This is a genomic window from Verrucomicrobium sp., assembly GCA_028283855.1.
Classification (GTDB): Bacteria; Verrucomicrobiota; Verrucomicrobiia; order Methylacidiphilales; family GAS474; genus GAS474.
Genome location: JAPWJX010000004.1, coordinates 13,133 through 27,028, shown reverse-complemented (window position 1 = coordinate 27,028; position 13,896 = coordinate 13,133). Strand labels below are relative to the sequence as shown.

The following is a 13,896-nucleotide window of genomic DNA, read 5'->3' as shown; positions in this document are numbered from 1 at the left end:
CGATTCTATTCTAAGCCGTGCTCACACGCCGCCAGTTCATCGCAGCCGGAACCGCCTCGGCGGCCGCGGCGGGCGGCGCCTTCCTCCTGGAGGAAACCTGCTACTCTCCCTTTCCCAGGCAGCTACGGATCACGCATCATGCCGTCCCGGGCCCGGGCGCGCTGGCGGGAAAACGGATCGCCGTGGCCGCCGACCTCCACATCGGCCACTTCTTCGGCCCGGAGGAGTTCCGCATCCTCCTCTCCCATTTGGAGGAGCTGAAGCCGGACATGGTCGCCTTCCCCGGCGACTTCACGGACGTGGCCGGGGCCGACCTGGGCGAATACCTCGACCTCCACGGGCGGCGCCCCTGGACGACCTACTTTTCCCCCGGCAACCACGACAAGACCGGCCCGCAGGATACCCGCACCCAGCGGGACCTGGCCGCGGCGGGCTGGCGCGTCCTCTGCAACGAGCGGGAAGACCACGCGGACTACGCCGTCATCGGCATGGAGTCGGGGCTGCGCGGACCGATCGATTACGGCACCCTTAAGACGCGGAAGTTCAAGATCGTCCTGGGGCACGAGCCCGATTTCTGGCGCGGCTACCTGGAGCCCAACCTCCTTCACCTGGCCGGGCACAGCCACGGAGGGCAGGTGCAGCTCTTCGGCGGGCCCCTCATCCTGCCGGAGGCGGGCCGGATCTACTACCAGGGGCGCTACGAGCGGGGGAACAACAACCGCCTCATCGTCAGCCGGGGCATCGGCACGAAGATGGTGAACGTGCGGATCAACTGCCCGCCGGAGATCGTCGTCGTCACCTTCACTTAGTAGGCGTTCTTCACCCGGAAGAACGTCATGAAGAGCAGGTAGACATCGAGCAGGAGGGTCCAGTTCTCGATGTAGTAGAGGTCGTAGCGGAGACGCTCCCGCAGGTCGTTGTCCCCCCGCAGGCCGTGCACCTGCGCCCAGCCGGTCATGCCGGGCTTGATATAGTGGCGGGCGTTGTAGAACTGGATTTCGCCCTTGAACTTCTCGATCCACTCCGGCCGCTCCGGACGGGGGCCGACGAGGCTCATCTCCCCCTTGAGGACGTTCCAGAATTGCGGCACCTCGTCCAAGTTGTATTTACGCAGGAAAGCGCCGATGCGGAGGCGGCGGGGATCGTCCTTCGTCGTCCATCCGGCGCCCGCAACTTCCGCGTTGAGCTTCATGCTGCGGATTTTGTAGATGGAGAAAAGCCGCCCGCCGCGTCCCGCGCGGACTTGGGCGTAGAGGACGGGCCCGGGAGACTCCCAATAGACCAGGAGGCCGCAGAACGCCACGATGGGCGCGGCCAAAAGCAGGCCGACGAGGGCCCCCGCGATGTCCAGCGTCCGCTTGAGCACGCGGTTGAGCATCGAATTGATGGTGAGACGGGTGACGCCCAGGACGGGAACCATGCCGATCCGCTCCAGCTTTAGGCCGGAGAGAAGGATCTGGAAGAAGGAGGGGATGACCTTGAACTGGATCATTTGCCGCGCGCACAGCTCTGAAAGGGCGATCATCTCCCGGGTGTTCGGATCGAGATCGGCGACCAGGACGATGTCGATGCTCCGGACGCCGACGATTTCCTCCACCTCGTTGTAATCCCCCAGCCGCGCCACGGACGCGGGCGGCTCGACCTTATACCGGCTGTGGGCGGAAGGCAGGCAGCCGGCAATCTGGTAGCGGGCGCTCGAATCGGCCTGGAGCACCCTTTGAAGGTGCTCCGCCTCCTGGTTCCAGCCGATCACCAGGATGCGCTGCCGCAGCTGCTCCCGGATCGGCGCCATGGCGAAGAGCTTTTCCAGGAGCAGATGCCAGCCCGTCAAAAAGCCTCCGCACACCAGCACCGAAAGAGCGATGTAGGCTCGGGAAATGCTGGGCTCCACGTGGAAGAGGAAGGTGAGCAGAACGAAGGTGACGGCCCAGAAGAACATCGGCCGGACGATGTGCCAGTAGACCCACGGCAGGTCGATCCGCCGGTCCTGGCGGTAGGTGCCGCCCAGCATCGCCAAGATGGAAAAGAGCGCGGGGCCGAAGAGGATGAAACGGCCGTACGCGCCCTGCTCCAGGCTGAACGGGGGAAGCCACTCCGCAACCGGCGAATGAAAGCGAAGGCAAAAAGCCAGGCGCATCCCCAGCAGGAAAACGATGAAATCCCCCGCCATGCTGATGAGCACGGTCATGTCCTGGATATGGAGCCGGAGCTGGCGGGCCTCGCCGCCGAAGAAACCATCTAACCTGCCTGCGTCTTTCACTGAGGGGGTCACCTGTGGCAGGGACCGTATCCGATTTTCCAAGCACGCAGTATCGGGAGTGCTACTCACCGCCGCATCCGCAATTTTCCCCGACCGGGGAAGGGATCAGAACGCCAGCTGCAGCTGCGTGATGAAGGCGTTCTCGTCTTCCGTCGCCTTGGTGACGGGCATGTTGCCGCCGGAGTAGGAAATGTAATCGTAATCGAACTGGGCCTTGATGTTCTCGTTCAGATACCAGTTGAGGCCCAGTCCGATGTCGCGCACGTCATGCGGCCCGGAGCCGACGAAGGCCCCGCCCACGCCCGTCGCCGCGCCGCTGGAGGCGAAGTAGGCGTCGTCGAAGTAAAGCTCCCCGTAGCGCGCCATGACTTGAAAGGCGCCCCAGGAATGCTCCTTCGGGCTGAACGGATGGAAGGGGACGACGCCGCGGTAGCCCGCGTCCTCCCCGGTGAGGACGTAGGAAAGGACGGCCTGCCAGGCGCGGTTCTCAAAGTTGGCGTGACGGACGCCCGTGCCCGTCCCGGTGCCGGAGACGGCGCGGCGCGCCTCCACGCTGGAGACGCCGTATTCGCCGTAGAAGCCCAGCGGCCCGTAGTAATAGTAGATGTAAGGGGCCAGGCGCCACGCCTCGCCGTCCTCGGATTCGACGACCGTCTGGCCGGAGGAGGCGGCGGTGTTGTAATTGAGGAGGACCGTCTGCCCGGGGGTGACGTAGGTGGCCAGGGGCGCATTGGCCGCCGTGGCGGCGTCCCCGCGCTCCCCCACCGTGCCCCCCACGCCGAAGCCAAGGCCCTTGAGCGCCTTGTTCTCGCTTTGGGCAAAGGGGGCGCAGCCCAGGGCGGCGATGAAATCGTAGTTGTTGTCGATCAGCGTCTGCACGTCGGCGTTGGCGTTGTCCCGCACGCCTTCCCCCACGCCGACGGAATAGGAGAAGACCCCCTTCTTGATGTCCCCGTGCACGGCGATGGCCTGGTAGTAGTTCGGCGTCAGGTTCTGCGGCAGGCCGTTCTCGATCCAGATGGTGTCGCGGGAGGGCTCCGCCCGCTCGAAGCCGACGGGGCCCTTCCACCGGCCGGCCATCAGCTGCACGGTGTCGTTGTAGTGGATGTTGATGTAGGCGTTGGCCAGGACGGCGGTGCTGCCGCTGGTGCCCCCCGCCCCGCCGGAGCGGGAGCCGAAGTCGGGCTCCAAAACAAACTCATAGGCGCCCCACAGCGTGCCCTGAAAAATGGGCCGCAGGCGGCGGACGTAGATGCCGTCCCCCGGCGCGCCCCCGCTATTGCCCGGGGAAAGGAACTCGCGCGCGTCGACCTGCATGAGGCCGCGCAGGCGAAGGTCGAACTGCTTGTCGGCCGACTGCAGCTCGAAGCCCTGGGAGCTGACGCGGACCGTCGGCAGGTTGGTGAGGCCCGCGTTGTGGAGCTGTTCCTGCTGCACCTCCTGGCGGCTTTGCAGGTCAATGACCTTGTTCTGCAAATCCTGGAGCTGCCGCCGGAGATCATCCACGGAAGAGGAAGAAGAGGTCGCCGCCGTCGGATCGGCGGCGGCATCGTCCTCCGCCCGGCCCAGAGAAGCAGTCAGGCAAAAGAGGCCTATTAGAATATAAAATCTAGTGATTTTATATTCTTTCATCCTTCTTTCCTTCTTAAAAGAGAGGATATAGGTGTCAATTCCTATTCTCCTTTGCTTGGCAGGCGATCACAATCTCCTACCTTTCCCTCGACACCGTGGCCACCCCCCCCTCTTCCTTCCCCCTGCGTCCCCGGGGTGTGCCATGGATCATCGGCGGCATCCTGCTGATCTCGGTCATCTTTTTTTGGCAGGCACTTCTGGAAGCCAACGAGCGCCAGATCCGCAATGACACCCTTCTGACCGCCGGGCATCTTCAGACCGCCCTGACGCAGGCCATCGACTCCCGCATGCGCGCCTTGGAACGAATGGCCCGCCGCTCCCAAATGCGGCGGCAGATCACCCAGGCGGAATGGCAGTCGGACGCCGACCTCTACATCACGCAGGAGCGCGCCTACCAGGAGATCGAATGGGTCAACGCCGACCTGAAGACCCGCTGGCTGGCCTCCGCCAGCGGCGACGACGAAACGCCCGACGCCTCCGCCGCACCCATGCGCCAGGCCGCGCTTCTCCTGGCCAAGCAGCAGTGGCGCCTCGTCATCACGCCCGCCTTCCACCTCTCCAACGGCGAGCTCGGCTTCCTGGCCTGCATCCCGTTCTACCCGGACGGGCAGTTCGGCGGCGCCATCGTCTGCACCTTCCAGATCAACCGCCTCCTGGACGTCGCCCTGTCAGAGGCAAACCTGGACAATTACTCCCTGGAAGTGCGGGACCGGAAGGAAACGATCTACCGCCACGCGGCGCCCGATCCGGCGCTGGAACGCTTCCGCATCTCCCTTCCTTTCCGCTACCAGAACATGGAGTGGCAGCTCGCCCTCACGCCCCTGAGAGACGCCCTCTCCCCCAAGAACACGCAGCTGCCCCACCTGATCCTGATCCTGGGCCTCGGCCTGAGCGCGGCGGTGGTCTACGCCATCCGGCTGGCCCTCAAATCCCACGCCCGGGACCGGGAGATCAACGAGATCCTCCAGCAAAAGGTCGTCGAGCGGACGGAGGAACTGCGCAAGAGCGAGGAGAACCTCCGCTTCCTTTCCGACGCCATGCCGCAGATCATCTGGACCTCGCGGCCGGACGGCACCGTCGAATACATCAACCAATACTGGCACCTCTACACCGGCCTGAGCACGGAGGAGGGCCTGACCGGGGCCTGGCAGAAGGTGCTCCACCCGGACGAGCTGCCCGCCGCCCGCGCGAAGTGGGACGAGGCGCGCAAGACAGGCACGGAATTCACCGAGCAGGCCCGCTTCCGCCGCGCCGGGGGCGCCTACCGCTGGCACCAGGTGCGCTCCGTCCCCCAACGGGACACCACCGGCCGCATCCTGCGGTGGATCGGCACCAGCATCGACATCCACGACCAGAAGGAGGCCAACGCCCTGCTGGAAAGCCGCGTCGCCGCACGCACCGCGGAGCTGACGGAGAGCGAGGAGCGCTTCCGCACCCTGGCCGCCGGCTCCCCCATCGGCATCTTCCGCACCGACGAGCAGGGCCGCGCCGTCTACCTCAACCCCCGCTGGCGGGAGATCGCCGGGCTGGGGGACGAAGGCCTGGGCGACGGCTGGAAGCGCGCCGTCCACGCCGACGACCTGCCCCGCATTTCCGCCAGCTGGATGGATTCCGTGCAAAAGGGCACCTTCTTCCAGGAGGAATTCCGCTTCGCCTCCGGCGAGGGCGGCGTCCGCTGGGTGGAGGCCCGCGCCGTGCCCATCCGGGACGCCGCCGGGCACTTCGCCGGGCACGTGGGGACGACGACCGATATCACCGAGCTGAAGAGCCTTCACCAGCGCCTCGTCGACCAGAACGCCGCGCTGGAGGCGGAATCGGCCCGCGCCCAGGAGGCCAACCGCCTCAAGAGCGAGTTCCTGGCCAACATGTCCCACGAGCTGCGCACGCCGCTCAACGGCATCATCGGCTTTTCCGAGTTCCTCCACGACGAAAAGCCCGGCCCGCTCAACGCCAAGCAGAAGGAGTTCCTCGACGACGTGCTCAAGAGCGCCCGCCATCTTCTCCAGCTCATCAACGACCTGCTGGACCTGGCGAAGGTGGAGGCGGGCCGGATGGAGCTTTCCCTGGAGCCCTTCTCCCTCTGCGCCGCCGCGGAGGAGGTCACCACCGTCCTCCAGCCCCTCATCCGGGAAAAGAAAATCATCTTCTTTCCCTGGTTCGAGCTGGCGGACGACGCCGTCACCCTCGACCTCCAGAAGATCAAGCAGATCCTCTACAACCTCCTCTCCAACGCCATCAAGTTTACCCCGGAGGGAGGCCGGGTCACCCTGCACCTGGCGCCGCAGAGAGACGGGCGGATCCGCATCGCCGTCTCCGACTCCGGCATCGGCATCAAGGAAGAAGACCTGCCGCGCCTCTTCAGCGAGTTCGAGCAGCTCGACACCGGCCCGGGCCGCCGCTACCAGGGCACCGGCTTGGGACTGGCCCTCACGAAAAAGCTGGTTACCCTCCATGAGGGAACGATCCAGGTGGAAAGCGCCTTCGGAAAAGGCAGCACCTTCACCGTGATCCTGCCCGCCCATCTTTCCTCACCGGCCCCCGTCTCCGCATGAACCCCTACATCCTGGTCGTCGACGACAGCGTCGTGAACCTCAAGCTGGCCACCCACATCCTGGAGGCGGAAGGCTACCGCGTGGGCCAGGCGGAGGACGCCGAGAGCGCGCTGGAAATGATCCGGCAGGCGCCGCCCGACCTGCTGCTCCTGGACCTCCAGCTGCCGGAGATGGACGGCCTGACGCTGGCCCGCCTCCTCAAGGCGGACGAAGGCATCCGCCCCTTTCCCATCGTCGCCCTCACCGCCCACGCCATGAAAGGGGACGCGGAAAAGGCCTTCGCCGCCGGGTGCGACGGCTATATCACCAAGCCCATCGACACCCGCAAATTCCCCCAGCAGATCGCCGAGCATCTGGCGAAAAAAGCATGAAAATCCTTTTGATCGAAGACGAGGCCGCCGACTTCAAGCTGGCCCATTCCATCCTCAGCGGCGAGGGCCACGAGATCCTGGGCGCCCACAGCGCGGAGGAGGCCATGACGATCCTGGAAACGGAGCGGCCCCAAGTGATTCTCACCGACCTTCAGCTGCCCCACATGGACGGCGTCACCTTCACCCTGCGCATCCGGCAGGCGCCGGAGACGGCCTCCATCCCGGTGGTGGGCGTCACCGCCCATCCCGACCAGCTCGGCGGGCGCCACTGGCGCCAGGCGGGCTTCACCGCCTTCGTCGTCAAGCCGGTCAGCCACCGCTCCCTCCCCCGGCAGGTGGAGGAAGCGGCGCGCATGGCGGCCTAGCCCTCGATCTCCGCGATTTCCTCCGCGGCCAGCTTGAGGCCCGCGGCGCCGACGACGCCCTCCACCTGCTCCGGGCTCCGCGCGCCGACGATGGCGCCCGTCACCACCGGATCGCGCAGCACCCAGGCGATGGCGACCTCCCCGGCGGAACGGCCGTGGCGCGCGCCGACCTTCTTCAGCCGCTCCACGCGGGCGAGGTTTTCCGAAAGCTTCGGCTCCTGGAACTCCGGGTTGCGGCTGCGCCAGTCGTTGGCCGGGAAGGCCGCCGCGCGTTCCCGCGTCACCGCGCCGGTGAGAAGGCCGGACGCCATGGGGGAATAGGCGATGACGCCGATGTTCTCCTTCCGGCAGACGGGGAGAACCTCGGCCTCGATATCGCGGCGGATCAGGGAGTAGGGCGGCTGGAGGGAAGCCACGGGCGCGATGGCCTGGGCGGCGCGCAGCTCCTCCGCGCTGAAGTTGCTGGCCCCGGCCCAGCGGATCTTCCCCTCCTGCTTCAGCTTGGCCAGCTCGGCCCAGCCCTCCTTCGTCTCCTCCAGGTCGTCGGCGGGCCAGTGGATCTGGTAGAGGTCGATCGTCTCCACGCCCAGGCGGCGCAGGCTGGCCTCCACTTCCTTGCGGATGGAGGGGGCGCGCAGGGAATAGTCGACCTCCCGCTTCTCGTTCCAAATCATGCCGCACTTGGTGAAGACGTGGGGGCGCTCCCCCTTCCACTCCGCCAGGGCGCGGCGGACGACTTCCTCCGAGCGGCCCAGGCCGTAGACGGCGGCGGTGTCGATCCAGTTGACGCCCAGTTCCAGGGCCCGGTGGATGGCGCGGATGGAGGCGGCGTCATCCTGGTCCCCCCAGCCGAACTGCCAGTCCCCCCCGCCGATGGCCCACGCGCCGAAGCCGATGGGGGTGATGGAAAGGTCGGAGCCGCCAAGGATGCGTTTGTTCATAAAGCATGAACATTCTACCCCGCCCGCCCCGCCTGTCAAAAAATCTACTCCTGCGTGGGGGGCACGCCGCGCGGCTCCGGGTGGGCGTAGCCCATGGCCGGGGAGCGCAGGAAGAAGCCGTCCGGCACGAAGTCGACCCCCACATGGACGGCGGGCATCAGCGGGTAGTCCTCCGGACGGGTGATGTGGGTAAAGCCAAGGCTGTACCAGACCACGTCGTCCGCCTTGTAGATGGAGCCGCCCGCCTTGGCGTAGGCGGCCAGGTTGTCGTGCAGATCGGCCGGGGCCTCGTTCGGATAGCGGCCGGCGGCGTAGAGCTGGCCCTCCTTATAGGGCGTCACCCAGAAATGGCGCTGGGAGAAGGAAGTCTCCCCGCCCCAGCGGTACGGCGGGATGCAGGAGGTGGTGTTCCCCTGCGGCACGATGGCGTAGCCCGGATGGTGGCCGAGCGGGGACTGGAGCGCCGGATTGTAGACGACCCAGCAGCGGTTGGCCCCGGGATCGACGAGCCGCTCCGCTTCCGCCGCCGTGCCGAAGACGGTCTGCCGCAGGCGGAAGGCCCGGCCGCGCGGGTTCTTCGCCGCGTCGAAGGGAACGCCCACCGTGTCGACCTCCTTCACCGCGTTGGCCGTGCCGTCGATGTCGAAGTCCATCCGCAGGCTCACCCAGTGCTGGTGGAAGACGCCCAGGATCTGCGGGGAAACCAGGGTGCCGTAGGGCTCCTCGTCGGTCACGTAGGTGCCGGGCCCTTCCTCCTTCCGGCAGAGGGAGCAGTCGGTCGGCGGGGGCACGGTCTTGTTGAGAATGAGGCCCTCCAGCTCCGTCTCGAAGCCGAAGCTGCCGTCCTGGCGGAAGACCCATTTGTAGAGGTAGTCATAGTTGCCGACGGTGGCGATGAAGCCGACGACCAGCTCCTTCCCCCGGGCGTAGACGCGGGAGCCGTCATCCGGCTGGGTGTGGGCGAAGAGCGCGCCGCCGTCCCGCTCGTAGAAACAGACGCGGCTGCCGTAGTCCTTGGAAAGGGAGAGGTCCTGCTCCGGGAAGACGGCGTCGGCCGTCACGGCGTTGGTGGGCAGTTCCTTGCCCGCGTTGATCTGGTTGGAGCAGAAGCCGAGGCCGTATTCCCCCACGTCGAAGAACTCCCGCCAGACCCATTCCGGCGCCGGTTCCGAGTAGGGGACGAGCATCTCGGAAACGGCGGCGCGGTAGCAGACGGAGCGGAGGCGGTCGCCGTCCCGGTGGGCGATCTGGTAGAGGACGAGCCCCTCCCGCTGGTTGAAGCCGTAGCGGAAGTCCCACGGGCCCCAGGCGACGTGGTTGCCGTCGACCTTCAGGTCCCCCTTGCCGAAGGGGGCGGAAACCAGATGCAGCGGGCTGGACGGCGCCTTCGGCCCCAGGACGGCGCGGCTGTAGATGTCGTGCGGCACGTTTTCCGGCGACTTCGGGCCGGGATAGTCGTAGAGGGCCAGGATCTTCTTGTCGTACACGTCGACCAGTGCCATGAGCCCCTCGACGTAGGGGCCGTAGTCGTTCGTCCCGCCCTGGCGGTCGGCAAAGAGGATGCGCTGGGCGCGGACCGTCTTCCCGTCCCGGCGGAGGCGCGGATCGTCGCCCGGGGCGTAGTAGTCGACCAGGAAACGCTCGGAAATCTTCTTCCCGTCCAGCTTGTAGCCCCGCTTCTCCAGCGCGGCGCGGACCTCCGGGGAGGCGTCGATCACCTCCACGGCGACGTCGTGGTCGTAATTGGTGACGAAGGGCTGGAGGTTCCCCAGATCCTTGCAGGAGACGAGCTTCCTCCCCCGCAGGTCGACGACGACCTCATAGGCGGTCTTCCGCGCGGGAACCAGGAAGGCGGCCAGCGCCTCCCGGCGGAAAGGCTGCCCGGGCCGGAAGGCCAGGACCTCCTCCTTCGGCGGCTCGTTGAGCTGGGCCCAGCCGCAGACCGTCTTGTCCGCGCCGAATTCCTTGGCCGCCACCTCCCGCAGCACGCCGAACTCGGCCGCCGTGAGGGGATCCAGGGGGTGGGAGGCTTTTTCCGGCGCGGTCCGCAGGGGCGCCGCAACCAGGGGAGGAAGAAACACGGCAAGTAGGAGAAGGGTGAGCCGCATCCCTCCATCCTGCCCGTTCCTCCTGGCAAAGCCAAGCGGCCACGCGTAGGGTTCCGGCCATGCTGATGATGGACACCTCCCTGGCGCAGAACCCCTTTTCCGCCCTCACCTTCATCGCCGCCCCGGCGCTGCTGACGAACGCTTCCAGCCTCCTGGCCACCGGCACGATCAACCGCCTCCTGCGCACGCGCGACCGGATGCACGAGCTCTACAAACGCTCCGAGCAGGGCCGCCTGGAAGGGGAGGACGGAGCCCGCTTTCTGGCTCAGGTCGGCCGGGTGGAAGCCCAGGGGGTCCTTCTTCTCCGCTCCCTCCACGCCATCTACATCGCCATCGCCTCCTTCGCCGGCGCGACGCTCGTCACCCTGCTGGGAGCCACCCTGGTCGACTTCCACGGCGCGGTCTGGTTCCAGATCCTCACCTACCTGGGGCTGGCGCTGGGCTTCGTGGGGGCGGGCAGCCTGATCGTGGGCAGCGCCTGCCTCTTCCGGGCCACCCAGCTCTCTCTTATGAACATGCAGGATGAGGCCGTCGTCATCCGCAAGCGGCTGGCTTCATAGGCTTTCTTTTCCCCTGGAAGGGAGTAGATTGTATCTCACATGAAACGCTGGCTTTTCCGCGCGGCGGGCGCGCTCGCCTTGGGAATAGCCGCCACCCCAACCATGAACGCTGACGACCTCAAAACGAAGCTGACCCCGGAGCAGTATTACGTCACCCAGCAGTGCGGCACCGAGCCGCCCTTCCACAACGCCTACTGGAACAACCATCAGGAAGGCATCTACGTCGACGTCGTAACGGGGAAGCCCCTCTTCTCCTCCACCGACAAGTTCGACTCCGGCACCGGCTGGCCCAGCTTCACCCAGCCGATCGACCCGAAGGCCGTGACGGAAAAGGGCGACAGCTCCCACGGCATGGTCCGCACGGAGGTCCGCTCCAAGGAGGGCGACTCCCACCTGGGCCACCTTTTTGAGGACGGCCCCGCCCCCACAGGCCAGCGCTTCTGCATCAATTCCGCCGCCCTCCGCTTCATCCCGAAGGAGAAGATGAAGGAGGAAGGCTACGGCGACTACCTGAAGCTCTTCGAGAAGAAGAGCGGCGCGAAGTGAGCGCGCGCCTCCTCCTGCTTGCGCTTCTCCTCCTCCCCATGACCTCCCCCGCCGCGCCCAAGGCCGAGACCGCCGTCTTCGGCATGGGCTGCTTCTGGTGCTCGGAGGCGCTCTACAAGAAGTTCAAGGGCGTGGAGAAGATCGTCTGCGGCTATGCGGGCGGCCAGCGCCCAAATCCGACCTATGAGCAGGTCTGCACCGGCGCGACCGGCCACGCCGAGGTCGTCGAGATCACCTACGATCCCGCCGTCATCACCTACCGGCAGCTCCTGGAAATCTTCTGGGACGTCCACGATCCCACCACCCTCAACCGCCAGGGCAACGACGTGGGGACCCAATACCGCTCCGTCATCTTCTATCAGGGCGACGCGCAGAAGCAGGAGGCCGAGGCGTCGAAGAAGGAAGCCGCCGCCCGCTTCCACCAGGAGATCGTGACGGAGATCTCCCCCCTGCCCGCCTTCTACCCGGCGGAGGACTACCACCAGGACTACTTCCGCAAGCATCCCGACGTGCCCTACTGCGCCTACGTCATCAGCCCCAAGCTGCAGAAGCTGGAGCAGCACCCCCCGCCCGTTCCCTTCAAATGATCCGCTCCCTCCTCCTGGCCGCCCTCCTGGGGCTGGGACTTTCCGCCGCCTCCGCGGAGCCTCCCGTCACCTTCGGCACGCCTCCCGCGGCCGCCGGGCCGACGCCCGCCGACTTCGGCACCCCGCCGAACGCCGCCGCCCCCCTGGACGACTCCGTCGACGCCGCCGACGCGGCCCGGGCATCCGCCCCGCCTCCAACGCAGGCGCGGGCCCGGGACGCCGTCGCCGCGCCGCTCTGGAGCCTGCCGGACGCGGGAGGCCGGGGCACCGTCTCCCTGGAAAACTTCCGGGGGAAGGTCGTGATCCTCGACTTCTTCACCACCTGGTGCCCGCCCTGCCAGCAGGAGATGCCCGGCTTCGTCTACCTTCAGCAAAAATACGGGGACCAGGGGCTTGCCGTCATCGGCGTCTCCCTGGACGCGGAAGGGCCTGCGGCGGTGAGGCCGTTCCTGCAGGCCTACCACGTCAACTTCCCCGTCGTCATGGGCAACCCTCAGGTCGCCGCCGCCTACGGGGGCATCGCGGCGATCCCCACCAGCTTCCTCATCGACCGCCTGGGGAACATCGTCGCGCGGGAAGGCGGCTATACCGACCGCAGCCAGTTCGAAGGGCAGATCCTCCCCCTCCTGGCGCAGAAGGTGAAGAAGAAGTAGAGCCTAGATCCCTTCCATCGCCGGCGCCGTCTTCACCTCGTGCAGCGGGCCCAGCCGCCGCAGGGGCGGCGAGAGCCTCATCACCAGCAGGGCGACGAGGACCGTCCCGATCCCTCCCAGGACAATAGCCGGAGCCGTGCCGAGCCACTGCGCCGTCAGGCCGGACTCGAACTCGCCCAGCTCGTTGGAGAGGCCGATGAAGAGGAAGTTGACCGAGGTGACGCGGCCCCGCATCGAGTCCGGCGTGATGAACTGGATGAGCGTCTGCCGGATGACGACGTTCAAATTGTCGAAAAGGCCGGTGAGGACCAGCATCGAGAACGAGAGCCAAAAGCTGTGCGAAAGGCCGAAGACGATCATGGCCGCGCCGAAGCCGATGAAGGCCCCGAAGAGGACGCGTCCCGCCTTCCGCCACGGCGGCAGGTGGGCGGTGCAGAAGGCCATCGCCATCGCGCCGATGGAGGGGGCCGCCCGCAGCCAGCCGAAACCGTGCGGGCCGACGTGGAGGATGTCCTTGGCCACCACGGGCAGGAGCGCCACCGCGCCGCCCAGGAACATGGCGAAGAGGTCCAGGCTGGCCGCCGCCAACAAAATCCGCGTGCGGAACATGAAGCGGAGGCCCTCCCCCAGGCTCCGCCACGTCGCCGCCTTCGGCGGCCCTTCCGGACGGACGGAAGGGAGGAACTGAAAGAGGGAAAAACAGGCCACCCCGGAACAGGCCGCAAAGGCATAGACCACCGTGGCATGGCCGGAGGCCGCGATGAGGAAGCCGCCCAACGCCGGGCCGACCAGCCCCGTCAGCTCGAAAACCGTGCTGTTCCACGTTGCCGCGTTGCCCCACACCTTGCGGGGCAGAAGATTGGGCAAAAGGGAGCCCATCGCCGGCATGGCGAAGGCCCGCGCCACCGCCAGGAAGAAAAGCAGCGTGTAAATGAGGAAGGGCGAGGCCGCCTTCCAGGAAACCCAGGCCAGGCCGACGGAGCAGGAGAGATAGAGCGCGATGGCGGAAAGGAGGATCTTCTTCCGATCGGCGCGGTCGGCCAGGTGCCCGGCGGGCAAAGTCAGGAAAAAGACGGGGAGGATCTGCACCAGGCCGACGTAGGCCAGCGCCAGCTTCGTCCCCAGCCGCTCGTAGACCTCCCAGCCCACGGCCGCGTTCTGCATCTGGGTGCCGATGAGGAAGATGGCCCGTCCGGAGATGAAGAGGCGGAAGGGCCCCTGCCGCCAGGCGGCGTAGGGATCGGCTTTGTCAGGCAGGTTTTCCACCTTTCCACTTAAGGGCCCGTTCGCCGCGCGCGCAAGTTTGCGCCACCCCGGCGGG

Annotated in this window: 12 protein-coding genes and 1 pseudogene; 8 read left to right on the top strand and 5 right to left on the bottom strand. The window is 66.8% G+C overall.

Annotated features, from left to right (window positions below; genetic code table 11):
* Nucleotides 1–17 precede the first annotated feature (17 nt).
* Nucleotides 18–809, top strand: coding sequence for a metallophosphoesterase (locus PW734_08420; protein MDE1171213.1), 792 nt, complete (start codon nt 18–20; stop codon nt 807–809).
* On the opposite strand, the gene PW734_08415 is transcribed toward PW734_08420, so the two are convergent.
* Together PW734_08415 and PW734_08410 are read right to left on the bottom strand one after the other, a co-directional pair.
* The gene (locus PW734_08415; protein ID MDE1171212.1) at nt 806–2,260 is read right to left on the bottom strand and encodes an exopolysaccharide biosynthesis polyprenyl glycosylphosphotransferase; all 1,455 of its coding nucleotides are present in this window, start codon (nt 2,258–2,260) and stop codon (nt 806–808) included. The genes PW734_08420 and PW734_08415 overlap by 4 nt on opposite strands.
* Before the next feature lie 105 nt (nt 2,261–2,365).
* Nucleotides 2,366–3,892 carry a porin gene (locus PW734_08410; protein MDE1171211.1) on the bottom strand — a complete coding sequence of 509 codons (1,527 nt, stop codon included), beginning with the start codon at nt 3,890–3,892 and terminating at the stop codon, nt 2,366–2,368.
* Between the two features lie 95 nt (nt 3,893–3,987).
* Between PW734_08410 and PW734_08405 the strand changes: the two genes are divergently transcribed.
* The 3 genes from PW734_08405 to PW734_08395 are packed head-to-tail and all read left to right on the top strand — an operon-like array spanning nt 3,988 to nt 7,180.
* Nucleotides 3,988–6,444, top strand: a complete 2,457-nt coding sequence (locus PW734_08405; protein ID MDE1171210.1) for a PAS domain-containing protein — start codon at nt 3,988–3,990, stop codon at nt 6,442–6,444.
* Entirely contained in the window at nt 6,441–6,815 is a 375-nt protein-coding gene (locus tag PW734_08400; GenBank protein ID MDE1171209.1) for a response regulator, read from the top strand. The genes PW734_08405 and PW734_08400 overlap by 4 nt, the downstream gene beginning before the upstream one ends.
* The gene (locus PW734_08395) at nt 6,812–7,180 is read left to right on the top strand and encodes a response regulator (protein MDE1171208.1); all 369 of its coding nucleotides are present in this window, start codon (nt 6,812–6,814) and stop codon (nt 7,178–7,180) included. Before PW734_08400 ends, PW734_08395 begins: the two co-directional genes overlap by 4 nt.
* On the opposite strand, the gene PW734_08390 is transcribed toward PW734_08395, so the two are convergent.
* Nucleotides 7,177–8,121 carry an aldo/keto reductase gene (locus PW734_08390; protein ID MDE1171207.1) on the bottom strand — a complete coding sequence of 315 codons (945 nt, stop codon included), beginning with the start codon at nt 8,119–8,121 and terminating at the stop codon, nt 7,177–7,179. The two genes, PW734_08395 and PW734_08390, sit on opposite strands and share 4 nt — an antisense overlap.
* Nucleotides 8,122–8,165: 44 nt before the next feature.
* Nucleotides 8,166–10,229, bottom strand: a complete 2,064-nt coding sequence (locus PW734_08385; protein ID MDE1171206.1) for a hypothetical protein — start codon at nt 10,227–10,229, stop codon at nt 8,166–8,168.
* A gap of 59 nt (nt 10,230–10,288) precedes the next feature.
* Between PW734_08385 and PW734_08380 the strand changes: the two genes are divergently transcribed.
* From PW734_08380 to PW734_08365, 4 genes and pseudogenes are all read left to right on the top strand, one after another.
* Entirely contained in the window at nt 10,289–10,789 is a 501-nt protein-coding gene (locus tag PW734_08380; protein ID MDE1171205.1) for a DUF2721 domain-containing protein, read from the top strand.
* A gap of 105 nt (nt 10,790–10,894) precedes the next feature.
* Nucleotides 10,895–11,335 (top strand): annotated as a pseudogene (gene msrB / locus PW734_08375) (peptide-methionine (R)-S-oxide reductase MsrB).
* Nucleotides 11,332–11,922 carry a peptide-methionine (S)-S-oxide reductase MsrA gene (gene msrA, locus PW734_08370; protein MDE1171204.1) on the top strand — a complete coding sequence of 197 codons (591 nt, stop codon included), beginning with the start codon at nt 11,332–11,334 and terminating at the stop codon, nt 11,920–11,922. The pseudogene msrB and the gene msrA overlap by 4 nt, the downstream one beginning before the upstream one ends.
* Nucleotides 11,919–12,575 carry a TlpA disulfide reductase family protein gene (locus tag PW734_08365; protein MDE1171203.1) on the top strand — a complete coding sequence of 219 codons (657 nt, stop codon included), beginning with the start codon at nt 11,919–11,921 and terminating at the stop codon, nt 12,573–12,575. The genes msrA and PW734_08365 overlap by 4 nt, the downstream gene beginning before the upstream one ends.
* Nucleotides 12,576–12,578: 3 nt before the next feature.
* Here the strand turns inward: PW734_08365 and PW734_08360 are convergent, their stop codons facing one another.
* Complete coding sequence (locus PW734_08360) at nt 12,579–13,841, bottom strand: MFS transporter (GenBank protein ID MDE1171202.1); 1,263 nt, start codon at nt 13,839–13,841, stop codon at nt 12,579–12,581.
* Nucleotides 13,842–13,896: the final 55 nt, after the last annotated feature.

Coding starts and splice junctions, on each gene's coding strand:
- PW734_08410 (MDE1171211.1), bottom strand. CDS start 3,892: ATGAAAGAATATAAAATCACTAGATTTTATATTCTAATAGGCCTCTTT.
- PW734_08400 (MDE1171209.1), top strand. CDS start 6,441: ATGAACCCCTACATCCTGGTCGTCGACGACAGCGTCGTGAACCTCAAG.
- PW734_08395 (MDE1171208.1), top strand. CDS start 6,812: ATGAAAATCCTTTTGATCGAAGACGAGGCCGCCGACTTCAAGCTGGCC.
- PW734_08390 (MDE1171207.1), bottom strand. CDS start 8,121: ATGAACAAACGCATCCTTGGCGGCTCCGACCTTTCCATCACCCCCATC.
- PW734_08385 (MDE1171206.1), bottom strand. CDS start 10,229: ATGCGGCTCACCCTTCTCCTACTTGCCGTGTTTCTTCCTCCCCTGGTT.
- PW734_08380 (MDE1171205.1), top strand. CDS start 10,289: ATGCTGATGATGGACACCTCCCTGGCGCAGAACCCCTTTTCCGCCCTC.
- PW734_08365 (MDE1171203.1), top strand. CDS start 11,919: ATGATCCGCTCCCTCCTCCTGGCCGCCCTCCTGGGGCTGGGACTTTCC.